Origin of the sequence: Cryobacterium sp. (genome assembly GCF_025463825.1) — a bacterium.
In the GTDB taxonomy this organism is placed as follows: domain Bacteria; phylum Actinomycetota; class Actinomycetes; order Actinomycetales; family Microbacteriaceae; genus Cryobacterium.
In genome coordinates this window covers 1-24,492 of the sequence record NZ_JAODBG010000049.1, presented here as the reverse complement: position 1 = coordinate 24,492, position 24,492 = coordinate 1, and the positions used below count along the sequence as shown (strand labels likewise).

Here is a 24,492-nt window from a genome sequence, read left to right as displayed (position 1 = left end):
TGCGGATGCGGCGGCGGCCGGCCCCTATGGAGGAGGCGACATGGTTAACGAGCAGGCAGCGCTCGAGCATGCCGAGGCCGAACTGGCGGATGCCGCGTTGATGGTGCACACGCCTCCGGCCGGGGAGCAGACCGGCCGGCCGGCCGTGCACGGCGCCGTCGTCGACGATGCCACCCGCTGCGTGCACTACAACGGTCCGACCGACATCGTCGCGATCAAGTTCCGCTGCTGCGGGCGGTTCTACCCGTGCTTCCAGTGCCACGCCGACGCCGAGCAGCATCCGCCCGCGCGGTGGGCGCCGGCGGAGTGGGCCGAGCACGGGATCCTCTGCGGAGCCTGCGGGCGCACCCTCAGCATCGACGAGTACCGGGCAGTGTCCGGCTGCCCGGCATGCGGGTCCGCCTTCAACGACGGCTGCCGCCTGCACGCCCACCTGTACTTCGAAGTGCCGCCGGCAGCCGGATGACCCGTTGCGGGTACGTCGAGGTGCCGGCAGCATCCGGGTGACCCGCGGCGGAGGACCGCCTTGTCATACCGGTCCGGGTTACATCGGTCCGGCGTGCGCGGTCAGCCAGCCGTACGGGTCGATGGCGGTGACGCCGTCGAGGTGGAGCTCGAGGTGCATGTGCGGACCGGTGCTCTGGCCGGTGCTGCCGACGTTGCCGATCAGCTGCCCGGCCGAAACGGTCTGGCCCTCGGTGACCGCGGCGGAGCCGGCGAGCATGTGCCCGTAGGTGCTGGTCACCTTCTGGCCGTCGACGACGTGGTCGATCATCACGTGCACACCAAGGCCGCCGTTGTCGTACGCGGTGACCGAGCTCACGACGCCGGCGGCGATCGACCCGATCGGGGTGCCGACGCCTGGGTTCATGTCGAGGCCGTCGTGGAAGGTCGAGCAGCCGGAGCACGGCGCGGACCGGGGTCCGTAGCCGTCGGAGATCCGGGTGACCCCGGCGAACGGCCACAGCACGGCAGCCCCGGCGGGCGCAGCGGCGGTGGCGGGGCCGGCGCCGACCGCGGCGGGCGCGACGACCGGCGGGGGCGGCGGGATCTCCTTCCCGGTGAAGGTGTCGGCCTGCACGGCCACCGACGCCTCCGTCGTGACGCTCATGCTCTGCACCGGGCCGGCGGCCAGGCGGGTCGCCGCCGCGGCATCCGCTGCCCGGTCCGCGGCCGCTGGCACGGCAACGCCCGGGTCGAGGTAGGCGGCCTGCGCGGGCAGCGCGCCCATGGCGGTGAGCACGGCGACAAGGGACATGGCGGTGACGGCGAGGGCCTGCCGGCGACGCGGCCGAACCGGCGGCGCGACGAAGCCTGTGCGCCTAGCCCCGCGCATGGGCCGCCAGGGTCGGGCGGCAAGCGCGCGGGTGTGCGATCGAATGGGACAGGGCGATCGAAATGAACATGGTAAAGCTCTCCGGTCGAGGCGGGATCAGGACGCGGATCCACGAGACCTCGACAGAGGTTCACTCACCGACAGGCGCAAGCGGGCACGCCGGGTGCAAAGCAGGAGCAGCGGGGCTCAGACGGCCCGCTGAATGAATCCAACGCCGCGGCGGCATCATCGGCCCGGGCGCAAGAAAGTGACGTTACATCAGTTTTCTGGGGATCCCGTGTGCATTCATGCATATGCACGCATCCGCGCGAGCCGGCGTCGGCCGGTCGGCCGGGGAGCAGCGCTATCGCCGGCGGGAGCGCAGGGCACGACCGCCGAGAGGCAGGATCACCAGGCCGGCCGCGCAGACCAGGGCGATCCATTCGCCCGTGGTCGGGCTCACCCAGAGACCGATCCCCAGCACCAGCCCCGACCACAGCCAGCCGAGCCACGTGCTGCGGCCGACGGATGGTTCGGTGCGGGCGCCAGCCATGTCTTCACCCTAGACAACCCGTGGCCCGGCCGTCCAGACGCCGGCGGCACCGCCCGGCACCGGCCCCGCCCGCCCTGGTGGCCACGGGGTCCCGTAAATTGGCCGAATGGAAACTCCGGCACACGGTCTCGCCCGCGTGTCGCGGGCGCGGACGGATCGAACCTGCGGGATCGCGCGGTGAGGGTCCTCGATCTGCTCGAGCGCGCCGAGCTCGGCCTCTCCGTCGCCTGGGCCGAGCCCGCGATGCTCGAGCGGGAGATCAAGGGTTCGTACATCATCGACCTGCCCCGCCCGGGCCGGTTCCTTTCCGAGGGCGACCTGGTGCTCACCGGCGCCCAGTGGGCCACCGGGCCCGACAGCGCCGAAGTCTTCGTCTCCGAGCTGGCCGCCAAGGACGTCGCCGTGCTCGTCGTCGGCCGCATCCTGATCGGCCAGATCCCCGACTACATCGTCACCGCCTGTCGCAGCCGGCACATCGTGCTGCTCACCACCTCGGCCGACGTCTCCTTCAAATCGATCAGCCACCACATCGAGTCCGCCATCAGCGCCGACGTCGGCTCGGACTCCCGCGCCGCCGGGTTCACCAGGGACCTGCTGGCCAACCTCGCCTCCGGCCAGGGCGCCCAGGGTGCCCAGGGTGCCCTGCGGATGTTCTACACAGAGTTCGCCGTGGATTGCTGGCTCCTCGAGGCGGATGGCACGGTGACCGCCATGGTGGGCCAAGCGCCCAGCACCGAGCGCATCGGTACGGTCTGGAACGCCGCCCTCGATGCCTCCGCCGACGTCTTCGTGCTCCCGGACGAGAGCGGCCGGCCGTCCTCCGTCTACCCGATCGTCGGCGACGGCACGGCCGGCTATCTCGTCTCCCTGGGCGACCACCGCACGTTCTCCCCGGACATGGTGCGCGTCATGGGCTCGCTCATGCTCGTCATCCGGGTCGAGCTCGAACTGGCCAATGACCGTCGTCGCGCGGCCGAGCGCCAGGCCGTGGAGCTGGTCGGCACGATCCTGGCCGACAACCTGGTTCCTGGTGAGGCGGCCGCACGACTGCGGATGCTCCGGGCCGACCCGACGCTGCCCATCACCGTGGTCACCGCCTTCGTCGACGACCCCGGGTATCCCGCCAGGGCGGTGCTCGAGGCCGTGACGGGGATGCTCGCCGACGGCGAGCACCTCCTGATCGGCAGCGAATCCGGCGAGATCGCCCTCGCGGGCCCGGAGCCCGGAGCCGAGGTGGTGCTCCTCGTCAACGGCGTGGACCCCACGGCGGAGTCCCTCGTGCGGCTGCTGGACCGGCCGATGGAGGGCCAGCGGGCGCTGCTCGGTACGCGCAGGCTCCGGATCGGCATCAGCGATCCCACCAGGGGCGCCGGTCAGCTGCACTCCGCGCTGCTCGTCGCCCGGTCCCGGATGCGGATGCTGCCCGGTTCCGCTCCCATCCGGTGGTCGACGGGGGCGAGCCCGCCCTCGGCCGACGCCCTGCTGGCCCTGCTCTCCGACCGGGTGCGCCAGACGTTCGCGCAGGCGATGCTCTCGCCGCTGACGGACTACGACGCCCGGCACGGCACCGACCTGGTGCCGACCCTGCGGGCCTACCTCGACTCCGGTTGCGCCTGGCAGCAGGCCGCCAGCGACCTGCACGTACACGTCAACACGCTGCGGTACCGCGTCGGCCGCATCGAAACGCTCACCTCACGGGATCTCTCCAGCATGCGTGACCGGGTGGATTTCTTCCTCGCCCTGGAGTGCGTGGACCCGCAGGGCCCGGACGCCTGAACCCGGCTCAGACGGCCTCGAAGACCAGGTTGGGGATGTCATGCGCAGCCGGGTCCGGCCGCCGGGCGAACCGGGGGGCGAGCACCTCCTCGACCACGACCTCCGTCACGTAGTGCACGGTGCCGCCGAGCAGGTGGCCGGCGTACCCCGCCGCCGCCCGAGACTTCATGCCGATAGCGACATGTAAATGGATCTGCACACTCGTCGCGGCGGCGTCCCACGCGATGGTGCCGGAGCCGGTGCCCTCCACGTTGGTCAGCAGTACGGAATCCTTCAGCGGGACATCTTCGTCCTCGACGGGCAGGCAGGTGCCGATCAGGGACACCTCGGTGAACGCGCCGAGGAACACCGGCAGGTAGCCCTGTTCGATCCCGTGCGCCGCACACGCCTCGCCGAGCGCTCCGAGGATGTCGTCCCCGGGCTGCAGAACCACCGCAATGCGTCGGCCGCCGACGAGCTCGGTGCTGAACATTCCTTCGCTCCCTCCGCGCAGCTCGATCGATGCGCCCCGGAGGTTTTCACCGCGGCCAGTCGAGCTAAGCACAATTGCTCCCGCCGGGCCTTCGTCCGATCCGCCAACGTTGACGGGCGTTCCCGACGGGGCCTTCATCGGGTCCTCCGAGCGGTCACGCGTTCGGAATCTGGCGTAACGACCCCGAAACCTGTTCGGTCGATCGACCAAAGATCCTCCAACATCCGGGGTCGTTTTCTTGTACGGACCACGATTGCCAGAACCCGCAGCGGCTTGCCTGACTGGAGGAGCGCCAGACCACGCGGGTCTGGGACCCCCCCTCGTTGCGGCAGCCCGGCCGCCCCCGTCCTCGCGAAAGTTGCCGCCATGCCTGCTCTGCCCTGCTCGATTCGTGCCGTCCGGTGGCTTTCCTGATGGGCGAGATCTCCGGTATCACCGTCTGGGACGGCCACACCGACCGGGGCGTCAGCCGGCTCAGCTGGGACGGCGACAACATCCTAGGCCTCGAGCCGGCCCCGGACGCCGACGACTCGCTCGCCGAGTACAGCATCATCCCCGGCCTTGTCGACACTCATGTGCACCTCGGAGCATATTCGGGATCCCGGTCGGTTGACTGGTCGACCTGGCCGCTGATCACCCCGGCGGAGGAGCGGGTGTTCCACATCGCCGCCAACGCCCAGCTTGCCGCGCGGTACGGCGTGACCACCCTGCGCGACCTCGGCGGCGACGCCACCCACCTGGCCGTCAGCCGGGTGTTCGAGGAGGGTATCCAGGCCAGTCCCCGCCTGATCGTGCACGGCCAGGTCGGTATGACGGCTGGGCACGGCGACCAGTTCGTGCCGCCGCACTACCCGGATCGCCCGCCGGTGGCGGACAGCCCGGACGAGTGCCGCAAGCTCGTGCGGCAGTGGGCGCGCAGCGGCGCCCACGGGCCTGCACGCCGCCACCGCCGATGCGGCCGACGCCATCGGGCTCGGCGCACAGGTCGGCACCCTCGCCGCCGGGTTCGGCGCCGACTTCGTGGTGCTGCGCGGCCACCCGGCCACCAACCTCGACGATCTGCACACCGACAACATCGTCGCCGTGCTCTCCCGCGGCCGGCTGGTGTTCGGCGAACTGCCCGGCACCCCCGCCCCGCGCTAGCCCCACAATCTCCGGCCCCGCCGGTTCGCCCGCAGCACGCGCACGTTCGTTCCCCGCACCCCGCACCCCGCACGTGAAAGGCACCTCGAATGTCCCGCAGCACTGCCCCGTCCTCCCGGTGGGTCGCAGCCCCCGTCGCCGCCCTGGCGACGGTCGGCCTGCTCACCGCCTGCAGCACCCCCCTCGCCTCCGCCGAAGACACCGTGATCTTCGCCATCAAGGAAGACCCCACCTGCCTCGACCCGCAGCAGACGTCGATGACCACGGCGTTGAACATCGGCCGCCAGGTCGTCGACTCCCTCACCGACCAGGACGCCGAGACCGGCGAGATCGTGCCGTGGCTCGCGGAGAGCTTCGAGACCAACGACGACCTGACCGCGTTCACGTTCACGCTGCGCGACGACGTCACCTTCAGCGACGACACTCCGCTCACCGCCACCGTCGTCAAGGCCAACTTCGACGCCCTCGCCGCCCTCGGCCCCGCCGCTTCACTTGCGTCGCAGTACCTGGCCGGTTACGACAGCACCGTCGTCACCGACGACGCCACCCTCACGGTGAACTTCAGCACCCCCAACGCCCAGTTCCTGCAGGGAACCTCCACCATGACCCTGGGTCTGGTCGCCGAGGCCAGCGCGGCCGCGACGGCCGAAGAGCGCTGCCAGAGCGTCATCGGCTCCGGCCCGTTCGTCTACGACTCCTACGTGCCCAACGACTCCGTCGTCATCGTCAAGCGCGCCGGCTACGACTGGGCGTCCACCCTGCGCGAGCACTCCGGGGAGGCTCTCGTGAGCACCATCGAGTTCCCGATCATCACCGAGAACGGCGTGCGCACCGGCGGCCTGGATTCCGGCGAGTTCGACATCATCCAGGACTTGCCGTACGCCGACGAGGCCCGCTTCGACACCGACGACTTCAACCTGTACGCCAAGGCGAACACCGGGGTGCCGAACAGCCTGATCCCGAACACCAGCCGCCCGATCGTCTCCGACGAGGCCGTGCGCCAGGCCATGCTGCTGGGCACCGACCGCGAGGAAATCAAGACCCTCACCGGCGCCACCAACTCCGAGCCGCCCACCAGCGCCCTCACCTCCTCCACGACCGGTTTCGTCAGCCAGGCGGATGCGATGGAGTACGACCCCGACGCCGCCATGGCCCTCCTCGAGGACGCCGGCTGGATCGAAGGCGCCGACGGCATCCGGGAGAAGGACGGCGTGAAGCTGAGCGTCTCGGTCACCGCCTTCTACGCACAGGACGTCCTGGAGACCGTGCAGATGCAGCTGGCCAAGATCGGCATCGACCTGCAGCTGAACATGGTCACCGCCGGTGACTTCTTCGGCGTCATCGCCAGCGGCGACTACGACTTCCTCGGCGCCGCCCTCACCCGCACCGACCCGGATGCCCTGCGGGTGCTGTTCTCGCAGGCCGCCTCGTCGCACTGGGCCATCGTCGACGACGCCGAGCTCGAGGGAGTGCTGGCCGAGCAGGCCATCACGGCCGACGCGGAGGCGCGTGCCGCCCTCGTGGAGCAGGGGCAGGCCCTGATCATCGACAAGGCCTACCTCATCCCCACCCTCGAGACCACGCAGCTGCACGCGTCGGTCGCGAACGTCCACGGCGTCGCCTTCGACTCCGCGTCCCGGATCGTGCTCTACGACGTGCGCATCGCGGAGTAGTCCCTCCGGGCGGGCGGCGTCGCTCCAGCGACGCCGCCTGCTCGCCCCACCTGCACCGCCGAACACCGAACACCGAACACCGAGGTAACAAGCCCGTGGCACCAACACCCCGAGACCGACTGGCCGCCTCGGTGCGCTATCTCGGCCCGAAACTCGTGCAATTCGCGTTCGTGATCTGGGCGACCTACACGGTCACGTTCCTGCTGATCCACTTCCTGCCCGGCGACCCGGTGCTGGCCGCGCTCTCCCTCAAGGGCGGCGACGCCACCACCACCGACCCGGCCGAACTCGCGGCCCTCCGCGCCCAGTACGGCCTGGACGGCTCACTCTGGCAGCAGTACGTCGGTCACTTCGTGTCCGCGCTCCGCGGCGACCTGGGGGTCTCCATCGCCACCGGGCAACCCGTCGCCGACATGGTGGCCCGGGCGCTGCCGAACACCGCCGCCGTCGCGGTGCTCGCCCTGGTCCTCGGCGTCGTCACCGCCGTCGTCATCACCTTCCTGGCCTTCGTCAGCCCGTGGCGCTGGCTGCGCCAGACCCTGCTGCAGATTCCGCCGCTGGGTGCGGCCACGCCCGCGTTCCTCAGCGGCCTGGTCCTGGTCAGCGTGTTCTCGTTCGGGCTGGGCTGGTTCCCCTCCTCGGGCAGCCGCAGCCCGCTCGGCGTGGTGCTGCCGGCCATCACCCTGGCCCTGCCGGTCGGGGCGATCTTCTTCCAGGTCTTCTCCGCTGCCGTGCTGGATGCCAGGAAGGGCCCGTACGTGTTCACCGCGGTCGCCAAGAGCCTGGGCACCGGCACCATCTTCCTGCGCCACGTGCTGCGGAACTCCCTGCTGCCGTCGGTCACCATCCTGGGCCTGCTCATCGGTTACCTCGCCGGCGGCACCGCCGTGGTCGAGACGGTGTTCTCCCGCGACGGCATCGGCCGCATCACCGTCGACGCCGTGCTGGCCAGGGACACCAACGTCATCCAGGGGGTCGTGCTGGTCGTTGCCCTGGTCTACTCCGTGGTCAACCTGCTCGTCGACCTCTCCTACGGCCTGATCGACCCGCGCACGCGGCTCGCCCTGGTCGGCCGCCGGGCCGGTTCGGCCCGGGTCGCCGCGGCCCGTGACACGGCGGTCGTCGAATCATGAGCACCCCCGCGTCCTCTCCCGCCTCCTCCGAAGCCAAGGGCACCCACACCGTGACAGCCACCCCGCCTGCCCGCATCCGCACCGACCGGTCTGCCCGGCGGCTCCCGCCGATGCTGCGCACCGCCCTCTCGCCCGGCGTGCTCCTGGCCGGCCTGATCGTGCTGGCCGCCCTGGCGATGATGCTGATGCCCGGGGTCATCGCCACCCACGACCCGTACCCCGGCGTCGCGTCCGATCGCCTGCTGGCGCCGGGCGGCAGCTACCTCTTCGGCACCGACCACCTGGGTCGTGACCTGTTCTCCCGGGTCGTGCACGGGGCGTTCCTCTCCCTCGCCTCCGCCGGCACGGCCGTGCTGGTGGGCGTGTTCGTCTGCGCCCTGCTCGGCCTGGTCTCCGGCTTCGTCGGCGGCACGCTCGATTTCATCGTGATGCGTTTCATCGATGTGCTCATCGCCGTGCCCAGCATCCTGCTCGCCCTCATCGTCGTCGCCACGCTCGGCTTCGGCCCCTGGTCGGTGGCGCTGGGCGTCGGACTCGGCGCGGCCGGGTCGTTCGCCCGCATCATGCGCTCCCAGGTCGTGCGGGTGCGGAACGAAGAATACGTCGAGGCCGCTCGCACGCTGGGCGTGCGCTGGCCGGGCATCCTGTTCGGCCACATCCTGCCCAACGCCGGCCGGCCGGTGATCGCGCTGGCCGCCCTCGAACTCGGCACCGCCATCCTGGCCGTGTCGGCCCTGAGCTTCCTCGGCTTCGGCGCCCAGCCGCCCGAACCCGAGTGGGGCGCGCTCGTCTCCGGCGGGCGCGACTACGTCTCGACCGCCTGGTGGCTGAGCATCCTGCCCGGCGTCGTCGTGCGCGCGGTCGTGCTCGCCGTCAACCGCCTGGCCCGCCTGATCGGAGGAGAACGATGACCCGCCCAGACACCGGCGACGCCCTGCTGCGCGTCACGGACCTGCACATCGACTACGACACCCGCTCCGGCATCACCCGCGCCGTGCGTGGCGTCGGTTTCACCGTGGCGCCCGGCGCTATCGTCGCCGTCGTCGGCGAATCCGGGTCGGGCAAGAGCACCATCTCGCAGGCGCTCGTACGCCGGCTGCCGGACGGCGGCCGCATCGTCTCCGGGTCGATCTCCTTCGACGGCCGGGACCTGGTCACGATGCCCGATCGCGCCCTGCGCCGGATCCGCGGCGCCGACATCGGCTTCGTCCCGCAGGACCCGAGCAACTCGCTCAACCCGCTCATGAAGGTCGGTGAGCAGATCGCCGAGAGCCTGCGCCTGCACCGCGGGCTGAACCGGGCGGATGCGGCGGCCGCCGCCGTGCGGATCCTCGACGAGGTCGGCATCCCGGATGCTGCCAGCCGCGCCGGGCAGTACCCGCACAAGCTCTCCGGCGGCATGCGGCAGCGGGTGCTGATCGGTGTCGCCTGGTCGTGCTCGCCGCGCCTGGTGATCGCCGACGAGCCCACCAGCGCCCTGGACGTGACGGTGCAGCGGCACGTGCTCGACCGCCTCGAGACGCTGGCCAGGGACCAGGGCACCGCGGTGATCCTGGTCACCCACGACCTCGCCATCGCGGCCGACCGCGCCGACCAGATCCTGGTCATGCAGGCCGGCCGGATCGTCGAGCAGGGCACCCCAGCGGACGTGCTCGGCGCGCCGTCGCACCCGTACACCCGGGAACTCGTCGCGGCCGCGCCCGGCCTCACGAGCGGACGGCTGGCCCCGCGCCCGGCGAGCGCCCAGGGCGACGCTTACGCCGCCGCGGCACGATCCAGGCTCACCCTGGCGTTCCGCGCCTCGGCCACCGCCACGAGCGTTCCCGACATCCTCGCCGTCGACGACCTCACCAAGACCTACTCCCTGCGTCAGCCCGCCGGCGGCGCGAAAACCCTCACGGCGGTCGACGCGGTCTCCTTCGCGGTTCCCCGCGGCAGCACCTTCGCGATCGTCGGCGAATCCGGTTCGGGCAAGACCACCACCGCGCGCATCGCCGCCCGGATCGTGACGCCGGACTCCGGTCGCATCCGCTTCGACGGCCAGGACATCAGTTCCGTGGCCGGCGAGGAACTGCGTCAGCTGCGCCGGCGCATCCAGGTGGTCTACCAGAACCCGTTCGGCTCGCTCGATCCCACCATGTCGGTTGAACGGCTCGTCGACGAACCGCTTCGCGCATTCAAGGTGGGCAACAGGTCGCAGCGGGCGCGGTGCGGGAGCTGCTCTCCGCCGTGCGCCTCGACCCCGCCCTCGTGGACCGCCGGCCCGCGCAGCTCTCCGGCGGGCAGCGCCAGCGCGTCGCCATCGCGCGGGCGCTGGCACTCGGCCCCGAGCTGCTGGTTCTGGACGAGCCCGTGTCGGCCCTGGACGTGTCGGTGCAGGAGCAGATCCTGCAACTGCTCGTGGACCTGCAGGTGGAGTTCGGCCTGAGCTACCTGTTCATCTCGCATGACCTCGGCGTGATCCGGCAGGTCTCCGACCGGGTGGCCGTGATGCGTACCGGCCGGGTCATCGAGCAGGGCGACGCCGCCGGGGTGCTGTCGGCCCCGGTCGAGGACTACACCCGCGAACTGGTCGCGTCGATCCCCGGCCGCCGAAACGCCTGACCGGCGAAGGCGGCGAAGGCGGCGAAGGCGGCGAAGGCGGCCGGCTCAGCCGCGCGTCACCGCGATCTTTGCCCGGCGCTCCGGGCGCTCGGCGACGGGCACCCGCACCTCGAGCACGCCGTCCCGGTAGCTGGCCGAGACCTCCGCGTCCTGACTGCCGCCCGGCAGCGGGATATCCCGGGAGAACGAGCCGTAGCGGAACTCGGTGCGGTAGCCGCTCTTGTCCTTGTGCTCGGTGCGCTCCTGGCGTTCTGCCTTGATGTGCAACACCCCGTCCGACACCGAGACGTCGACATCCTGTTCCGGATCGATGCCGGGCATCTCGGCCTTCACGACCAGCGTGCTGCCCTCCTGGTACTCCTCCACCCGTATCCCAGACGAATCCCAATCGCCCTCGAAAAAGCGGCGCACCGAGTCGGGCAGCTCGAAACGGTCGCGGCGTGCTATTCCTCCGGCCATGATGCATCTCCTTGGGTCGGGCCTGCATTCCGCTGCACACAGTACCCCCGCCGACGGCCGGCCGCTCAGGCCGCCGAGCGCGTCAGAGCAGGCCGGCGGCACGGATGTCGGCCGTCAGCCGCGGGGTCACCGGGTCGGCCACGTCGTCCCACTCGCGGTGGCCGCGCAGGTACGACGCCGTGAACGGGCAGATCGCCACGACCCGCAACTGCCGGGCGCGCACATCCGCCAGCGCCCCGGTCACGAGGGTCGACGCAAGGCCCTTGCCGCCCTGGTCCAGGTCGATCTCGGTATGCACGAATACGCGCTGGGAGCCGTGGTCCACGTAGGTGGTGGAGCCGACCCGCACCCCGCCGAGCAGTAGGACGTAGCGCCGTTCGGCCTCGACGAGTTCGACGGTGCGCTGGTCGCCCTGCCCGTCCGGGCCGCCGGGAGGTGGATTGCTCCTGATCCCAGTCTGCCCATCGCGCCCGAGGATGCAAACCCCACCAGCACTCGACCCCTAGTCAGCGGCGGTCGGCAGGGTTTCGCCCGGCGCAGCCACACCGGCTGCCCGGTCGGCAGCGCCCTTGGACCGGCCGCGCCGGAAGGTGGAACGCTTGGGCTGCTCCTTGAGTTGGCGGCGCACGTCGTCGAGGATCTCGGTGACGGTCATCAGGTCGGCGTGGCTCAACCGGTCGAACAGCATCTCCCGGACCAGGTCCACATAGCCGGGGATGCCCGCCCGTAGCAGGTCGAGCCCGGCCGGCGTGATCTGGGCGATCACCGACCTGTCGTCGTCGGGGGCCGGCTTCCGCAGCACGAGGGCCTTCCGTTCGAGCTGACCGACCTGGTAGGTCAGGCCGCTGCGCGAGACGGTGAGGGCGTCGGCGATGTCCGTCATGCGGCGGCCGTCGGCGCCGGCCTCGCCGATGCGCAGGAGGATCTCGAACTGCGCCAGCGTGAGTCCGACGGTGTCGCGCAGGTTGCGGTCGGCCGCGTACTGAACGATGTTCGACGTCTCGAACAGGGCCGCCCAGGCGCGCATCTCATCGGCCGAAATGGTCGGTTCGGGAATTCCCATGCGCGGTCCTAACGTTGCCCTGAGGATACAGTTGTTTCGAATACGAAGCACTTGAGTAAAGCGCCCACATGGGCGCTCAGTCCAGTGTCCTCCGCTCTACCTGAAAGAAGACAATCATGACCAACGCCATCTACACCGCATCCGCCACGTCCTGGGGCGGACGCACCGGCAAGGTCGTCACCAGCGACAACAAGCTCGACCTCGACCTGTCCATCCCGAAGGACATGGGCGGCGACGGCGGGCCGGGCACCAACCCCGAGCAGCTTTTCGCCAGCGGCTGGGCAGCCTGCTTCCACAACGCCCTCAAGGCCACCGCCCGGCAGAACAAGATCGACGTCTCCGAGTCCGCCGTCACCCTCACGGTGAACCTGGTCGGCAGCCTGGCCACCAACCTCGACTTCGAGGTCTCCATCGAAGCCCAGATCCCCGGCGCCGACCGGGCGACCGCCCAGGCCGCCATGGAAGCCGCCCACGCCGTCTGCCCGTACTCACGCGCCACCCGCGGCAACCTCAACGTGTTGTTGAGCGTCGTCACCGACGAGGACTAACCCGCCAACTCCGACACACACAACTGTGCCCCGTGCAGACAAATGGTCCCGGTGTGCCGGGTGCAGATGTCCGTACGGGGCACAGTTGTGCCGGGCGCGGTACTACGCGGCCTGCGGGGCTCCGATGGCGGAGACGAGGCCGGCGACGACCTCGTCCAGCTGGCCGACGACCTCGGCGTCATCCTTGGGGTGCACGTCGGCGAAGCGCACGACGGAGCCGGGGATGGCGAGCTTGATGTCGTCGAGCACTGTGGCGCCGGCGATGCCGAGTGCCTTGCGGGCCTCGTCCTGGGCCCACACGCCGCCGAACTGGCCGAAGGCGCTGCCGATCACGGCGACGGGGGTGCCGACCAGCTGGCTCGCGCCGTACGGGCGCGAGGCCCAGTCGATCGCGTTCTTGAGCACAGCGGGAATCGTGCCGTTGTGCTCGGGGGTGACGACCAGGAGCGCGTCGGCGGAGCCGATGGCGGCGCGGAAGTCGACGACGGACTGCGGGACCGTGTCCTCGGTGTCGATGTCCTCGTTGTAGAAGGGCAGCTGAGCGATGTCACCGAACACCGTGAGCGAGACACCCTCCGGGGCGTTCTGCGCCGCGGTTTCGGCGATCTGCTTGTTGGTCGATCCGGCGCGAAGGCTACCGACGAGTACGAGGATATCTGTCAAGGTTTTCTCTTTCCTGGTGCGTGAGGCGCAGGGCGGATGCCTATCCTGCGCCGGGTGCGAAACCGCGGTTCCACACTGAGCCCAACCGCGAGCCGGGAAAACTATTCCGCGCCGGCGGGCCCTGCGGCGCGTCAGGCCCAGAGCTCGACGATCTCCTGCGGCAGGGTGCGCAGCTGTTCCCAGCGCTCCGGCACCACCAGGCTCGGCAGCACGAACGACCACATCTCCACGATCCGCTGCATCAGGTCATCGCGTCCAGTGAGCACATCGGAGACGACCTGCACACCCGTGAACGCCGGGCTGATGAATCGGGCGGCGGCGGCCACATCGACATCCGCGCGCACGTCGCCGTCAAGGATCGCCCGGCGCAGCAGCAGGTCGCAGGCGGCGATCCAGTCCTCGTAGGGAGTCACGACGGGAGCGGACAGGTTGCTCGACTCCATGGTCAGGCGGATCCCGGCGCGGGAGACCGGGTCGGTGCGCAGCTGTGTGGCCAGTTCGACGGCCATCCGCACCAGCACGTGCAGTCCGGGCTGGTCGCTGTGCAGGAGTTCGCCGCCGAGCGCGATCGCCCGTTCGTGTTGAGCGTCGATGACGGCCAGGGCAAGAGCCTCCTTCGACTCGAAGTGGAAGTACACCGCCCCCTTGGTGAGGCCGGCGGCGAGGCAGATGTCAGCCATCGAGGCACCGCCGTAGCCGAAAGCACCGAAAACGTCGGCGGCGGCGCGGATGATCACCGCCCGGGTTTCGACGGCGCGGGCCTGCGGAGTCATGACCCTCCTCGAATCGAACGGGCCCAGCCTGGCACGGTGGGCGAGAATTGCCCCGTGATCGGGTCCCCAAGAATCATACCGTTTGGTATGCTTTCTTCAGGCCGGGCGAACATTCCGGGGGGAACCTGTTTTCCCGGCCGACGACTCCTGCACCTGCGCTCCACCCGCCCCGCGTCGCCGCCGGGCACCATCTGCCGGGCTCGAGGGGAAACCGACGAATGAACAGCGAGACGCTTCGACTGACCGTGGCCCGGGAATCCGGCGCCGGCAACACCCTGGACGGCGCCGGGATCGACGGGGCGCACCTGGGCGCGGTGATCGGCCTGACCGTGCTGATCCTGGCGGCGCTGGGCGCCGTGCTGCTCATCGTGGCCGCGCTGGTGCAGATCAGCCAGGCCGTGCACCTGCGCGAACCGGCCCGCACCCGCTGGGTACTGTCGGTGGTCTTCGCGCCGGTCTTCGGGGCGATTGCCTGGTTTGCGGTGGGCAACCACCCCCGAACCGGCTAAACCCACCCGGCCCAACTCCGGGCGGCCCGGCCGCCCATCCGGCCGGTCAGGAGTGCTTGGGCAGCGGCGGCACCACCAGCACCGGGCACTCCGCGTGCCGCACGCACTGCTCGCTCACCGAGCCGAGCAGCATCCCCGCCAGCCCGCCGCGTCCCCGGGAGCCGACCACGAGCATCCGCGATCCCTTGGACACCTCGATCAGCGTCTTCGCCGGGCCGCCCAACGCCACCCGGTACTCCACAGCCAGGGCCGGATGCGCGGCCACGAGTGCCCTGGTGTCCTTTTGCAGCCTTTCGGTCACGGCGCCCGCGTAGTCGGAGTAGGACGAGACGTAGCCGAACTCCCAGTTCGCCGGACGCGGGGCAGTGTCGATCGACCAGGCCCGCACGACGGTCACCGGCACCGCCAAGCCGGCGGCCAGCTCGAGCGCCACGCCGAGCGCGTGGTTGGCGTCCGCGGAGCCGTCATGCCCGACCACGATGCCGCTTCGCGGGCCCGGCTGCTGTGGGGGATGTCCGGCCGCTTCGGCGTGCACCGCTGCGGCGTCGCCGGGCGTGGCCCGCGCCGCGCCGCCGCCCTGGCCTGTGTCAGCATCCATGATGACCCTCCTGCCGCAGCGGCCGGTGAATCCGACTCTCGCGGTTGCCTACCATTCAAGCGCTCTGCCTCCGCCGCCGGAAGAGCGCGGGCCGATTCGTTACCCGACCAGCCCGGAAGCCGGCCGGCCGCCGCCGATCAGGTTGACAGGGCGCGGCGGTCGAGCAACGCCTGGCGGTTCTCCAGGCGCAGCTCCAGTTCGCTCATCACCATCGCAGCGAGGTCCTCGAGGGTGGCGAGCTGGGTGGGAGTGAAGTCCCTCGGCGTGTGGTCGATCACGCAGAAGGTGCCCAGGTTGTGCCCGTCCCGCGTGGTGAGTGGAACACCGGCGTAGAACTGCAGGCCCATCTCACCGGCCACGAGGGGGTTCGCGAGGGCGCGGGGATCGTTGCGGGCGTCGGTCACCACCCACGGTTCGTGGTGCAGGATCGCCGAGGCGCACAAGCCCTCGTCGCGGTCGATCTGGTCGACGGCGAGCCCGTGCCGGGACTTGAACCAGATGCGGTCGTGGTCCACCACGCTCACCAGCGCGATCGGCACCTGGAAGATCCGCGCGGCCATCCCGGTGATCCGATCGAAGGCGCCGTCCGCTGGGGTGTCGAGCAGGTCGTAGCGCCGAACGGCGTTCATCCGGCCCTCCTCGTCGTCGGCGTCCGGCGCTCCGGGCCGGGTGGCGCGCGCAATGCCGGCCGGCTGCGACGGTGCTTCGGCGCGGTGACGGCCGGACGCACCGATGATCAACTGGCGCAACGCCAACACCAGGTCGTTCACGAGTGGGCGGTCGCCCGGATCGCGCGCGGTCATGGCAGCGAGCAAGCCGGCCCAGGCCGCCGGAACCGTGTCGGGGATGGCCGGGTCCCTCATCAACCGGGCCAGCGCGGAGGGCACCGCGGCGCCGGGGAACGCGGTCTCGCCGGTGAAGCACTCCAGCAGCACCAGGCCGAGGGCGTAGACGTCACTGGCCGGGCCGACGGGGTCGCCAGTCGCCTGCTCCGGGCTCATGTAGTGGGCGCTCCCGGTGGCGGAACCATCCGCGGTGAACCGCTCGGATTCGGCGAGCAGGGCGATGCCGAAGTCGGTGAGCTTGGCCCGGGTGCGGGAGTTGTCGCCGTTGTAGTCGACGAGCAGCACGTTGGCCGGCTTCACGTCCCGGTGTACGACGCCGCGGGAGTGGATGTACTCCAGCCCCTCGGCCAGGTCGTAGCCCAGTTGGGCGATCTGGCGCACCGGCAGTGGGCCGCCGGCGAGCTTGCGCTGCAGGTCGGCGCCCTCGACGAGTTCCATCACCAGGTAGATGCGCGGCTTGGCGGGCACGCTCCGGTCGACCGAGGCGTCGAGCAGGGTGACCAGGCTGTGGTGGTTGAGCGCGGCGAGGATGTTGACCTCGTCCTCCTGACGCCGCACGTCGGCGGCGGTCGTGGCGTGGGCGAGGAAGATCTTGATGGCAACGTTCCGGCCCAGGAACTCGTCTCGCGCCTTGTAGACGGCGCCCATGCCGCCCTGGCCGATCAGTTCAAGCAGCTGGTAGCGCCCACGCAGGAGCAGGCCTATCGCCGCACCGTTCTCCGGCACTGTGCCCGCCTTTCCCGAGAGGCAATTCTATCCAGCCGGATGCCTCTGCCGACCGGGCGCCGGGCATCCCCGCAAATAATCGTTAGGTGCCCGTAACATCTGCCCGGGCGCCGCCCGATGCGGGACTCCCTGGCCTCTCCCCCCCGGTGCCGCTGTGGCTTCGCTAGGGTCGAATCATGAGGTTTTCCGAGCGCCACCGTCTGCCAGCGCTCGCGACGGCGGCGGTCCTCGTGGTCGCCTTGACCGGTGCCGCCCTCGTCAACGCTGCGGTGCGCGCGGAGCCGGCCCTGGCCGAGCCCGTCGCTGCGATCGCGACCGAGGAAATCGACATGGCGGCCTTCTCGCCCGGCCGGATCGTCAGCGACTTCAGCTTCTTCAACCCCGACGCGATGACCGAGTCGGAGATCCAGACCTTCGTCCAGTCGCGCAGCTGCACCAGCACCGACGAATCCCCGTGCCTCTGGGAGTACCGCGAGAGCACCACCGATCAGCCCGCCGCCGGGCCCGGGCACTGCGCTGCCTACGCCGGCGCGGAGCACGAACGGGCCAGCCGCATCATCAGCCAGGTCGCCACCGCCTGCGGCATCAGCCCCCGGGTGCTGCTGGTGCTGCTGCAGAAGGAGCAGTCGCTGCTCAGCCGGCCGACCGCGGACGGCTACCTGCGCGCCACCGGTTACGGCTGCCCGGACACCGCCGACTGCGACGCCGACTTCTTCGGCTTCTTCAATCAGGTCTACCACGCCGCCTGGCAGTTCCGGCAGTACACCCAGGAACCCGACCGCACGTATCAGATCGGTGATGTCGAGGTGGGTTACAACCCCGATGCGGCCTGCGGCGCGAACGTCGTCGACATCCGTAACCAGGCCACCGCGAACCTGTACAACTACACGCCATACCAGCCCAACGAGGCGGCCCTGGCCGAGTCCGGCCAGGACGGCGATGGGTGCTCCACCCACGGCAACCTGAACTTCTGGCTGTTCTACTCGGCCTGGTTCGGCGACGGCGCCACCGACCCGTACCCCGCCGTCTTCGATTCCTGCCTGAACTACGCCGGCGGCCAGCCCTGCCGCGCCCCCGAGCTCATCCCCTCGCTCTGACACTCGCCGAACGATCAAGGAGGAATCATGATGGAGATCCCCACCGGGCGCCATCTCGTGTACCAGACCAGCCTGATGAGCGCCCTGCTCGACGGCATCTACGACGGTGACACCGCCGTGGCCACCCTGCTCGAGCACGGCGACTTCGGCTTGGGCACCTTCAACGCGCTCGACGGCGAGATGCTGATCCTTGACGGCGTCTGCTACCGGATGCGCGTTGACGGCACCGTCTCCCCCGCTGACGGCGGCGACCTCAGCCCGTTCGCGGTGGTCACCGAGTTCGTGCCCACCGTAACCATTCCCGTCGACGGGCTCACCACCCGCGACGAGGCCGTGGCTCTCATCAACGGAGGCCTGGACTCGGCGAACTACCTGTACGCGGTGCGGCTCACCGGCGAGTTCGAATGGGTGCGGGTACGGGCGGTGCACAAGCAGGAGAAACCGTACCAGCCGATGTCGGAGGCCGTCCGCGGCGAGAAGACCCTGGCGTTCGGCCGATCGTGGGGCGTCGTCGCCGGGTTCCGCACCCCGCTCTACGGGCAGGGCATCGGGGTTCCCGGCGGCCACGTGCACTTCATCGACGCGGAACGCCAGCAGGGCGGCCACGTGCTCGACTTCGCGCTACTCTCCGGCACCATCGAGATCTGCATCGGCACCGACCTGCACCTGGAGCTGCCGCTCACCGCCGAATTCCGGCACGCCGACCTCAGCCCCGACAATCTCGCCGACCAGATCGAGCAGACCGAGAACCACCGCTGAGCCCGCCGCCCTCGCCGATCGAGCCCCACTCGCCGGTCGAGCATGTCGAGACCCGGTAACCCCGTCCGCGTTCTCCCGCTCAGGCGCGACAGGCCGGTTCCGTCAGCGTCCCGTGCCGCGGCCCGGCCACAGTGCAGCATCCAGCCCGCCTTCGAGCTTGGCGATGGTCTCCATGTCGGGCCAGGCGCGTCCGTCGAGGATGCCGATGAGGGTGGCGTGGTTCATCCCGCAGGCGTCCGCTGCGCTGCGGATGCTCCGTTCCCCGATGGCCAGGCGCAGGTTGGCCGCGAACACCCGGGCGACCTCCCCGACCGGGGTGTCGGCGGGCCCGTCCGGCCACGCCGGTACGAGTTCATTCGGTTTTCGTCGCGTGGTCCGGGGCATTTCCCCAGAGTAGGCCGCGCCGGCGCCCCGGCCGGCGAGAAATATGAGCCGGTGTCGGGAATCTCCGTCGGGCGGGACGGCCCACTGGTACCATTCACGAGGCTCAAGGGTGGAGCGTGAGCTACGCCGGGCAGCCCTGGCTCGTGTCCGTGAGGACCCCCGTTGATACTGACCTCCCGGATTCTCAGCCACGCCAGGCCGTACCGGGGCCGGATCATCTGGGTCTTCCTGCTGCAGCTGGTCGCCACGATCGCCGCCCTGTACCTGCCGAGCCTGAACGCGCAGATCATCGACGAGGGTGTCACCCGGGGTGACACGGACTTCATCTGGTCGACCGGCATGACGATGCTGATCGTCTGCCTCGTGCAGGTCGTCACCGCCATCGGCGACGTCTACTTCGGTGCCCGCACCGCCATGGCCATCGGCCGCGACCTGCGCCGTGAGGTGTACCGCAAGGTCGACTCCCTCAGCGCGCTCGAGCTCGGCGGCTTCGGTACCGCCACCCTGATCACCCGCGGCACCAACGACGTGCAGCAGGTGCAGATGCTCGTGTTGATGACGCTGAACTTCATGGTGTCCACCCCGATCATGTGCGTGGGCGGCATCATCATGGCGCTCCGCGAAGACGCCGGCCTGTCCTGGCTGGTCTGGGTGTCCGTGCCGGTGCTCTTCGTCATCGTCGGCTTCCTGGTGTTCCTGCTGCTGCCGCTGTTCCGGCTGATGCAGGACCGTCTCGACGGCATCAACAGCGTGCTGCGCGAACAGATCGTCGGCATCCGCGTCGTGCGCGCCTTCGTTCGGGAGCCCTTCGAGTCCGAGCGCTACCGCAAGGCCAACGAGTCGATCACCGCCGTGTCCGTGAAGGTCGGCAACATCTTCGTGCTGATGTTCCCGGTCATCACGATGGTGCTGCACCTCGCCACCGCGGCGGTGCTCTGGTTCGGCGGCCACCGGGTGGATGCAGGCGACATGCAGATCGGGTCGTTGACGGCGTTCCTGCAGTACCTGCTGCAAATCCTGATGGCCGTGATGATGGGCGTCTTCATGGTGATGATGGTCCCCCGCTCCATCGTCTGCGCGGAACGCATCACCGAGGTCTTCGACACGGTCAGCAGCCAGACCATCGCCACGGATGCCCGGGTGAACGCTCCCACCACCGGAGTGGTCGAATTCAGCGGGGTCAGCTTCGGCTACCCGGGCGCCGAGCGACCGGTGCTCGACAACGTGAGCTTCACCGCCGCGCCCGGCCAGACGACCGCGATCGTCGGCTCCACCGGCGCCGGCAAGACCACCCTGATCAACCTCACCGCCCGCCTGTACGACGCCCAGCAGGGCGCCGTCACCATCGACGGCGTCCCGGTCTCCACCCTCACCCGCGGCCAGCTCGCCCAGGTCGTCGGCCTGATCCCGCAGAAGCCGTACCTGTTCTCCGGCACGTTTCGGCCGGGCGGGTGCGACGGACGACGAACTGTGGGAGGCGCTGCGCATCGCGATGGCCGCGCTTCGCGCCGACCGCACCTCGTTCGTGATCGCGCACCGCTTGTCGACGATCCGCGACGCCCACACCATCCTGGCGATGGAGGAGGGCCGCATCGTGGAGCAGGGCAACCACGACGACCTGCTGGTGCGCCGCGGCGCCTACTACGCCCTCTACATGTCCCAGTTCATGGGCGGAGACCCCGCGGACGAGCCCACGGACGCGGCCGACGCCACCATCCTCACGGAGCCCACCTCAGCCCCCTAGCCGTGGTGGCTCGCAAGCGCTGTCAGGACCTCATTTTTCGGAAAAAGCACCCCCGTTCGCGAGAACGAGGGTGCTTTTTCCGGAACTCAGTGGCGAGAGGGGCTAGAAGTCCCAGTCGTCGTCTTCGGTGTTGACGGCCTTGCCGATGACGTACGAGGAGCCCGACCCAGAGAAAAAGTCGTGGTTCTCGTCGGCGTTCGGCGACAGGGCCGACAGGATCGCCGGGTTCACATCGGTGACGGCCTTGGGGAACATGGCCTCGTAGCCGAGGTTCATCAGCGCCTTGTTGGCGTTGTAGTGCAGGAACTTCTTGACATCTTCGGTCAGGCCGACCTGGTCGTAGAGGTCCTGCGTGTACTGCACCTCGTTCTCGTACAGTTCGAACATGAGGTTGAAGGTGTAGTCCTTGATCTCGTCCTTGCGCTCCTGGGTGGCACCCTCGAGACCCTTCTGGAACTTGTAGCCGATGTAGTACCCGTGCACGGCTTCATCCCGAATGATCAGGCGGATGAGGTCGGCCGTGTTGGTGAGGCGGGCGCGGCTGGAGAAGTACATCGGCAGGTAGAAGCCCGAGTAGAACAGGAACGACTCGAGCAGCACCGAGGCGACCTTGCGCTTGAGCGGGTCGTCACCCTGGTAGTAGTCCATCACGATGGACGCCTTCTTCTGCAGGTTGACGTTCTCCGTCGACCAGCGGAACGCCTCGTCGATCTCCTTCGTCGACGCGAGGGTCGAGAAGATCGAGGAGTAGCTCTTCGCGTGCACCGATTCCATGAACGCGATGTTCGTGTAGACGGCTTCCTCGTGCGGGGTGATCGCGTCGGGGATCAGCGAGACGGCGCCGACGGTGCCCTGGATGGTGTCCAGCAGGGTCAGGCCGGTGAACACGCGCATGGTGAGCTGCTGCTCCACCGGGGTGAGCTGGTTCCAGGACTGCACGTCGTTGGAGAGCGGGATCTTCTCGGGCAGCCAGAAGTTGTTGACGAGGCGGTTCCACACCTCGACGTCCTTCTCGTCTTCGATCTTGTTCCAGTTGATCGCGTCAACGTGGGAGACGAGCTTGAGCTTGTCAATCATGGTGTTTTTCCTCTTGGTGTTACGTCGTTGATCGAGCTTGTCGAGATCTCGAGAGTTATCTACGTGGTCTCGACAAGCTCGACCACCGATTATGCCGCTACTCACTCATAGCGCACAGGAAACACAGCCCTCCACCTCGGTCCCCTCGAGGGCCATCTGGCGCAGACGAATGTAGTAAATCGTCTTGATGCCCTTTTTCCATGCGTAGATCTGGGCACGGTTGATGTCGCGGGTCGTGGCGGTGTCCTTGAAGAACAGGGTCAGCGAGAGGCCCTGGTCCACGTGCTGCGTGGCCGCAGCGTAGGTGTCGATGACCTTCTCGTAGCCGATTTCATACGCATCCTGGTAGAACTCGGTGTTGTCGTTCGTCATGAACGGCGCCGGGTAGTACACGCGGCCGAGCTTGCCTTCCTTGCGGATCTCGATCTTCGAGGCGATCGGGTGGATCGACGCGGTCGAGTTGTTGATGTACGATATCGAGCCGGTCGGCGGCACGGCCTGCAGGTTCTGGTTGTAGATGCCGTGCGCCATGATGGATGCCTTGAGCTCGGCCCAGTCGGCCTGCGTGGGGATCTCGACGTTGGAGTTCGCGAACAGCTCGGCGCCGCGCACGGTGCGGGGTGCCCAGACCTGGTCGGTGTACTTGTCGAAGAAGGCGCCGGACGCGTAGGTGGAGTTCTCGAAGCCCTCGAAGGTGGTGCCGCGCTCGATGGCGATCTTGTTCGAGGCACGCAGGGCGTGGAACAGCACCGTGTAGAAGTAGATGTTGGTGAAGTCGATGCCATCTTCGCTGCCGTAGTAGATCCGTTCGCGGGCGAGGTAACCGTGCAGGTTCATCTGACCCAGGCCGATGGCGTGCGACTTGTCGTTACCGGTCTCGATCGACAGCACCGAGGCGATGTGGCTCTGGTCGTTGCCGCGGGCGATGGACGGCACCGAGGTGATGTTGGACATGTCCGAGACTGCCGAGAGGGACCGGATGGCCGTCTCGATGGTCAGGCCGAAGTCCGGGCTGTCCATGGTCTTGGCAATGTTCAGCGAGCCCAGGTTGCAGGAGATGTCCTTGCCGGTCTGGTCGTAGGACAGGTCATCGTGGTACGTGGTGGGCTGCGAAACCTGGAGGATCTCCGAGCACAGGTTGGACATGATGATCTTGCCGTCAATCGGGTTCTCCCGGTTCACGGTGTCTTCGAACATGATGTACGGGGAGCCGGATTCGAACTGGATCTCGGCGAGTGTCTGGTAGAAGTCGCGCGCCTTGATCTTGGTCTTCTTGATCCGGGAATCGTCCACCATCTCGTAGTACTTCTCGGTGACCGAGACGTCGGAGAACGGCATGCCGTAGACCTTTTCGACGTCGTACGGGGAGAACAGGTACATGTCCTCGTCGCGCTTGGCCAGCTCGAAGGTGATGTCCGGGATCACGACGCCGAGCGAGAGGGTCTTGATGCGGATCTTCTCGTCCGCGTTCTCCCGCTTGGTGTCCAGGAAGCGGTAGATGTCCGGGTGGTGCGCGTGCAGGTACACGGCACCGGCGCCCTGGCGGGCACCCAGCTGGTTGGCGTAGGAGAAGCTGTCCTCGAGGAGCTTCATCACGGGGATGACGCCGGAGGACTGGTTCTCAATCTGCTTGATCGGCGCGCCGACCTCGCGGATGTTGGTCAGGGCGAAGGCCACGCCGCCGCCGCGCTTGGACAGCTGCAGGGCGGAGTTGATGGAGCGGCCGATCGACTCCATGTTGTCTTCGATGCGGAGCAGGAAGCAGGAGACCAGCTCGCCGCGCTGGCGCTTGCCGGCGTTCAGGAACGTGGGGGTGGCCGGCTGGAAACGGCCCTCGATGATCTCATCCACCATCTGCAGCGCGAGCTGCTCGTCGCCGCGGGCCAGGTGCAGGGCCACCATGCAGACGCGGTCCTCGTAGCGCTCCAGGAAACGCTTGCCGTCGAAGGTCTTCAGCGTGTAGGAGGTGTAGAACTTGAAGGCGCCCAGGAAGGTCTCGAAGCGGAACTTCTTCGAGTACGCGCGCTTGTAGAGATCGCGGATGAAGTTCATCGTGTACTGGTCGAGGGTCTCGCGCTCGTAGTACTCGTTCTTCACGAGGTAGTCGAGCTTTTCCTCGAGGTCGTGGAAGAACACGGTGTTGTTGTTCACGTGCTGCAGGAAGTACTGGTGCGCGGCCTCGCGGTCGGCCTCGAACTGGATTTCCCCGTTGGGGCCGTAGAGGTTCAGCATGGCGTTCAGCTCGTGGTAGCCCAGGCCCTTGTAGGCGGCCGGCATCTCCGGCTTCTCGACGGCGGCACCGTGGGAGCCTGCGCCCTCAGTTACTGCTGTGTCTGCGACAGTCGTGTCCAAAACTCTTCCAATCCCTGTTGTACCCTGGTGACGTCTTCCGGCGTCCCCATGAGTTCGAATCTATATAGGTGGGGCACTCCGCACTTGGCGGCGATGATATCGCCGGCCATGCAGTAGTTGTCCCCGAAGTTTGTGTTCCCTGCCCCGATCACTCCCCGGAGCTGCTGCCGGTTCCTCGGGTCGTTCAGAAAGCGGATGACCTGCTTCGGAACGGAGCCCTCTCCCC

Annotated in this window: 25 protein-coding genes and 4 pseudogenes; 15 read left to right on the top strand and 14 right to left on the bottom strand. The window is 68.8% G+C overall.

Annotation, left to right across the window (positions count from 1 at the left end; translation table 11 throughout):
- The first annotated feature begins 40 nt into the window (after nt 1-40).
- Nucleotides 41-466, top strand: a complete 426-nt coding sequence (locus JWP54_RS05930) for a CHY zinc finger protein (protein WP_297368675.1) — start codon at nt 41-43, stop codon at nt 464-466.
- Between the two features lie 78 nt (nt 467-544).
- Here the strand turns inward: JWP54_RS05930 and JWP54_RS05925 are convergent, their stop codons facing one another.
- Both JWP54_RS05925 and JWP54_RS05920 read right to left on the bottom strand, forming a co-directional pair.
- The gene (locus JWP54_RS05925) at nt 545-1,336 is read right to left on the bottom strand and encodes a M23 family metallopeptidase (protein ID WP_297368672.1); all 792 of its coding nucleotides are present in this window, start codon (nt 1,334-1,336) and stop codon (nt 545-547) included.
- Nucleotides 1,337-1,679: 343 nt separating this feature from the next.
- The gene (locus JWP54_RS05920) at nt 1,680-1,868 is read right to left on the bottom strand and encodes a hypothetical protein (RefSeq protein ID WP_297368669.1); all 189 of its coding nucleotides are present in this window, start codon (nt 1,866-1,868) and stop codon (nt 1,680-1,682) included.
- 177 nt (nt 1,869-2,045) lie between these two features.
- Between JWP54_RS05920 and JWP54_RS05915 the strand changes: the two genes are divergently transcribed.
- Complete coding sequence (locus tag JWP54_RS05915; protein ID WP_297368666.1) at nt 2,046-3,644, top strand: helix-turn-helix domain-containing protein; 1,599 nt, start codon at nt 2,046-2,048, stop codon at nt 3,642-3,644.
- A gap of 7 nt (nt 3,645-3,651) precedes the next feature.
- Here JWP54_RS05915 and JWP54_RS05910 read toward each other — a convergent pair whose 3' ends face one another.
- Nucleotides 3,652-4,116 (bottom strand): DUF296 domain-containing protein, encoded by a 465-nt coding sequence (locus tag JWP54_RS05910; protein WP_297368663.1) that lies wholly within the window; start codon nt 4,114-4,116, stop codon nt 3,652-3,654.
- Nucleotides 4,117-4,529: 413 nt separating this feature from the next.
- On the opposite strand from JWP54_RS05910, the pseudogene JWP54_RS17690 reads away from it, so the two are divergent.
- The 8 genes and pseudogenes from JWP54_RS17690 to JWP54_RS05875 all read left to right on the top strand — a co-directional run.
- Nucleotides 4,530-5,018: pseudogene (locus JWP54_RS17690) on the top strand (amidohydrolase family protein); the annotation flags it as partial.
- Nucleotides 4,933-5,259, top strand: a complete 327-nt coding sequence (locus JWP54_RS17685; RefSeq protein ID WP_367274188.1) for an amidohydrolase family protein — start codon at nt 4,933-4,935, stop codon at nt 5,257-5,259. The pseudogene JWP54_RS17690 and the gene JWP54_RS17685, both read left to right, overlap by 86 nt.
- Before the next feature lie 89 nt (nt 5,260-5,348).
- A complete protein-coding gene (locus JWP54_RS05900) occupies nt 5,349-6,932 on the top strand; it encodes an ABC transporter substrate-binding protein (protein WP_297368660.1) in 1,584 nt (527 codons plus the stop codon).
- Between the two features lie 95 nt (nt 6,933-7,027).
- Nucleotides 7,028-8,065 carry an ABC transporter permease gene (locus tag JWP54_RS05895; RefSeq protein ID WP_297368657.1) on the top strand — a complete coding sequence of 346 codons (1,038 nt, stop codon included), beginning with the start codon at nt 7,028-7,030 and terminating at the stop codon, nt 8,063-8,065.
- The gene (locus JWP54_RS05890; RefSeq protein ID WP_297368654.1) at nt 8,062-8,976 is read left to right on the top strand and encodes an ABC transporter permease; all 915 of its coding nucleotides are present in this window, start codon (nt 8,062-8,064) and stop codon (nt 8,974-8,976) included. Before JWP54_RS05895 ends, JWP54_RS05890 begins: the two co-directional genes overlap by 4 nt.
- Nucleotides 8,973-10,160: pseudogene (locus JWP54_RS05885) on the top strand (ATP-binding cassette domain-containing protein); the annotation flags it as partial. The gene JWP54_RS05890 and the pseudogene JWP54_RS05885, both read left to right, overlap by 4 nt.
- Nucleotides 10,161-10,273: 113 nt before the next feature.
- A pseudogene (locus JWP54_RS17680) lies at nt 10,274-10,360 on the top strand (ABC transporter ATP-binding protein); the annotation flags it as partial.
- Between the two features lie 78 nt (nt 10,361-10,438).
- Nucleotides 10,439-10,669 carry a hypothetical protein gene (locus tag JWP54_RS05875; protein WP_297368770.1) on the top strand — a complete coding sequence of 77 codons (231 nt, stop codon included), beginning with the start codon at nt 10,439-10,441 and terminating at the stop codon, nt 10,667-10,669.
- Between the two features lie 45 nt (nt 10,670-10,714).
- On the opposite strand, the gene JWP54_RS05870 is transcribed toward JWP54_RS05875, so the two are convergent.
- The 3 genes from JWP54_RS05870 to JWP54_RS05860 all read right to left on the bottom strand — a co-directional run bounded on the left by JWP54_RS05870 (nt 10,715) and on the right by JWP54_RS05860 (nt 12,191).
- Nucleotides 10,715-11,128 carry an Hsp20/alpha crystallin family protein gene (locus JWP54_RS05870; protein WP_297368651.1) on the bottom strand — a complete coding sequence of 138 codons (414 nt, stop codon included), beginning with the start codon at nt 11,126-11,128 and terminating at the stop codon, nt 10,715-10,717.
- 82 nt (nt 11,129-11,210) lie between these two features.
- Nucleotides 11,211-11,489, bottom strand: coding sequence for a GNAT family N-acetyltransferase (locus tag JWP54_RS05865; protein WP_297368756.1), 279 nt, complete (start codon nt 11,487-11,489; stop codon nt 11,211-11,213).
- A gap of 141 nt (nt 11,490-11,630) precedes the next feature.
- Nucleotides 11,631-12,191: a MarR family transcriptional regulator gene (locus tag JWP54_RS05860; RefSeq protein WP_297368648.1), complete on the bottom strand. Its 561-nt coding sequence runs from the start codon at nt 12,189-12,191 to the stop codon at nt 11,631-11,633.
- 116 nt (nt 12,192-12,307) lie between these two features.
- On the opposite strand from JWP54_RS05860, the gene JWP54_RS05855 reads away from it, so the two are divergent.
- Nucleotides 12,308-12,739, top strand: a complete 432-nt coding sequence (locus tag JWP54_RS05855) for an Ohr family peroxiredoxin (protein WP_297368645.1) — start codon at nt 12,308-12,310, stop codon at nt 12,737-12,739.
- A gap of 102 nt (nt 12,740-12,841) precedes the next feature.
- Here JWP54_RS05855 and JWP54_RS05850 read toward each other — a convergent pair whose 3' ends face one another.
- Together JWP54_RS05850 and JWP54_RS05845 are read right to left on the bottom strand one after the other, a co-directional pair.
- Nucleotides 12,842-13,402 carry an NAD(P)H-dependent oxidoreductase gene (locus JWP54_RS05850; protein ID WP_297368642.1) on the bottom strand — a complete coding sequence of 187 codons (561 nt, stop codon included), beginning with the start codon at nt 13,400-13,402 and terminating at the stop codon, nt 12,842-12,844.
- A gap of 131 nt (nt 13,403-13,533) precedes the next feature.
- A complete protein-coding gene (locus JWP54_RS05845) occupies nt 13,534-14,175 on the bottom strand; it encodes a ScbR family autoregulator-binding transcription factor (protein ID WP_297368639.1) in 642 nt (213 codons plus the stop codon).
- A 218-nt stretch (nt 14,176-14,393) separates the two neighbouring features.
- Between JWP54_RS05845 and JWP54_RS05840 the strand changes: the two genes are divergently transcribed.
- The gene (locus tag JWP54_RS05840) at nt 14,394-14,684 is read left to right on the top strand and encodes a PLDc N-terminal domain-containing protein (RefSeq protein WP_297368636.1); all 291 of its coding nucleotides are present in this window, start codon (nt 14,394-14,396) and stop codon (nt 14,682-14,684) included.
- Nucleotides 14,685-14,730: 46 nt separating this feature from the next.
- Here JWP54_RS05840 and JWP54_RS05835 read toward each other — a convergent pair whose 3' ends face one another.
- Nucleotides 14,731-15,282 (bottom strand): universal stress protein, encoded by a 552-nt coding sequence (locus JWP54_RS05835; RefSeq protein WP_297368632.1) that lies wholly within the window; start codon nt 15,280-15,282, stop codon nt 14,731-14,733.
- Nucleotides 15,283-15,419: 137 nt separating this feature from the next.
- Nucleotides 15,420-16,853 (bottom strand): protein kinase, encoded by a 1,434-nt coding sequence (locus tag JWP54_RS05830; RefSeq protein WP_297368629.1) that lies wholly within the window; start codon nt 16,851-16,853, stop codon nt 15,420-15,422.
- Nucleotides 16,854-17,029: 176 nt separating this feature from the next.
- On the opposite strand from JWP54_RS05830, the gene JWP54_RS05825 reads away from it, so the two are divergent.
- Together JWP54_RS05825 and budA are read left to right on the top strand one after the other, a co-directional pair.
- Nucleotides 17,030-17,950, top strand: coding sequence for a hypothetical protein (locus tag JWP54_RS05825; RefSeq protein WP_297368626.1), 921 nt, complete (start codon nt 17,030-17,032; stop codon nt 17,948-17,950).
- 27 nt (nt 17,951-17,977) lie between these two features.
- Nucleotides 17,978-18,709 (top strand): acetolactate decarboxylase, encoded by a 732-nt coding sequence (budA, locus tag JWP54_RS05820; RefSeq protein WP_297368623.1) that lies wholly within the window; start codon nt 17,978-17,980, stop codon nt 18,707-18,709.
- Nucleotides 18,710-18,811: 102 nt separating this feature from the next.
- On the opposite strand, the gene JWP54_RS05815 is transcribed toward budA, so the two are convergent.
- Entirely contained in the window at nt 18,812-19,093 is a 282-nt protein-coding gene (locus JWP54_RS05815; protein ID WP_297368620.1) for a hypothetical protein, read from the bottom strand.
- A gap of 165 nt (nt 19,094-19,258) precedes the next feature.
- Between JWP54_RS05815 and JWP54_RS05810 the strand changes: the two are divergent.
- A pseudogene (locus tag JWP54_RS05810) lies at nt 19,259-20,837 on the top strand (ABC transporter ATP-binding protein).
- Nucleotides 20,838-20,939: 102 nt separating this feature from the next.
- On the opposite strand, the gene nrdF reads toward JWP54_RS05810, so the two are convergent.
- The 3 genes from nrdF to nrdI all read right to left on the bottom strand — a co-directional run.
- A complete protein-coding gene (gene nrdF / locus JWP54_RS05805; protein WP_297368613.1) occupies nt 20,940-21,914 on the bottom strand; it encodes a class 1b ribonucleoside-diphosphate reductase subunit beta in 975 nt (324 codons plus the stop codon).
- 105 nt (nt 21,915-22,019) lie between these two features.
- The gene (nrdE, locus tag JWP54_RS05800) at nt 22,020-24,191 is read right to left on the bottom strand and encodes a class 1b ribonucleoside-diphosphate reductase subunit alpha (RefSeq protein ID WP_297368609.1); all 2,172 of its coding nucleotides are present in this window, start codon (nt 24,189-24,191) and stop codon (nt 22,020-22,022) included.
- Between the two features lie 44 nt (nt 24,192-24,235).
- Nucleotides 24,236-24,492, bottom strand: a 257-nt coding sequence (gene nrdI, locus JWP54_RS05795) for a class Ib ribonucleoside-diphosphate reductase assembly flavoprotein NrdI (RefSeq protein ID WP_297368606.1), incomplete at its 5' end; no start/stop codon positions are given.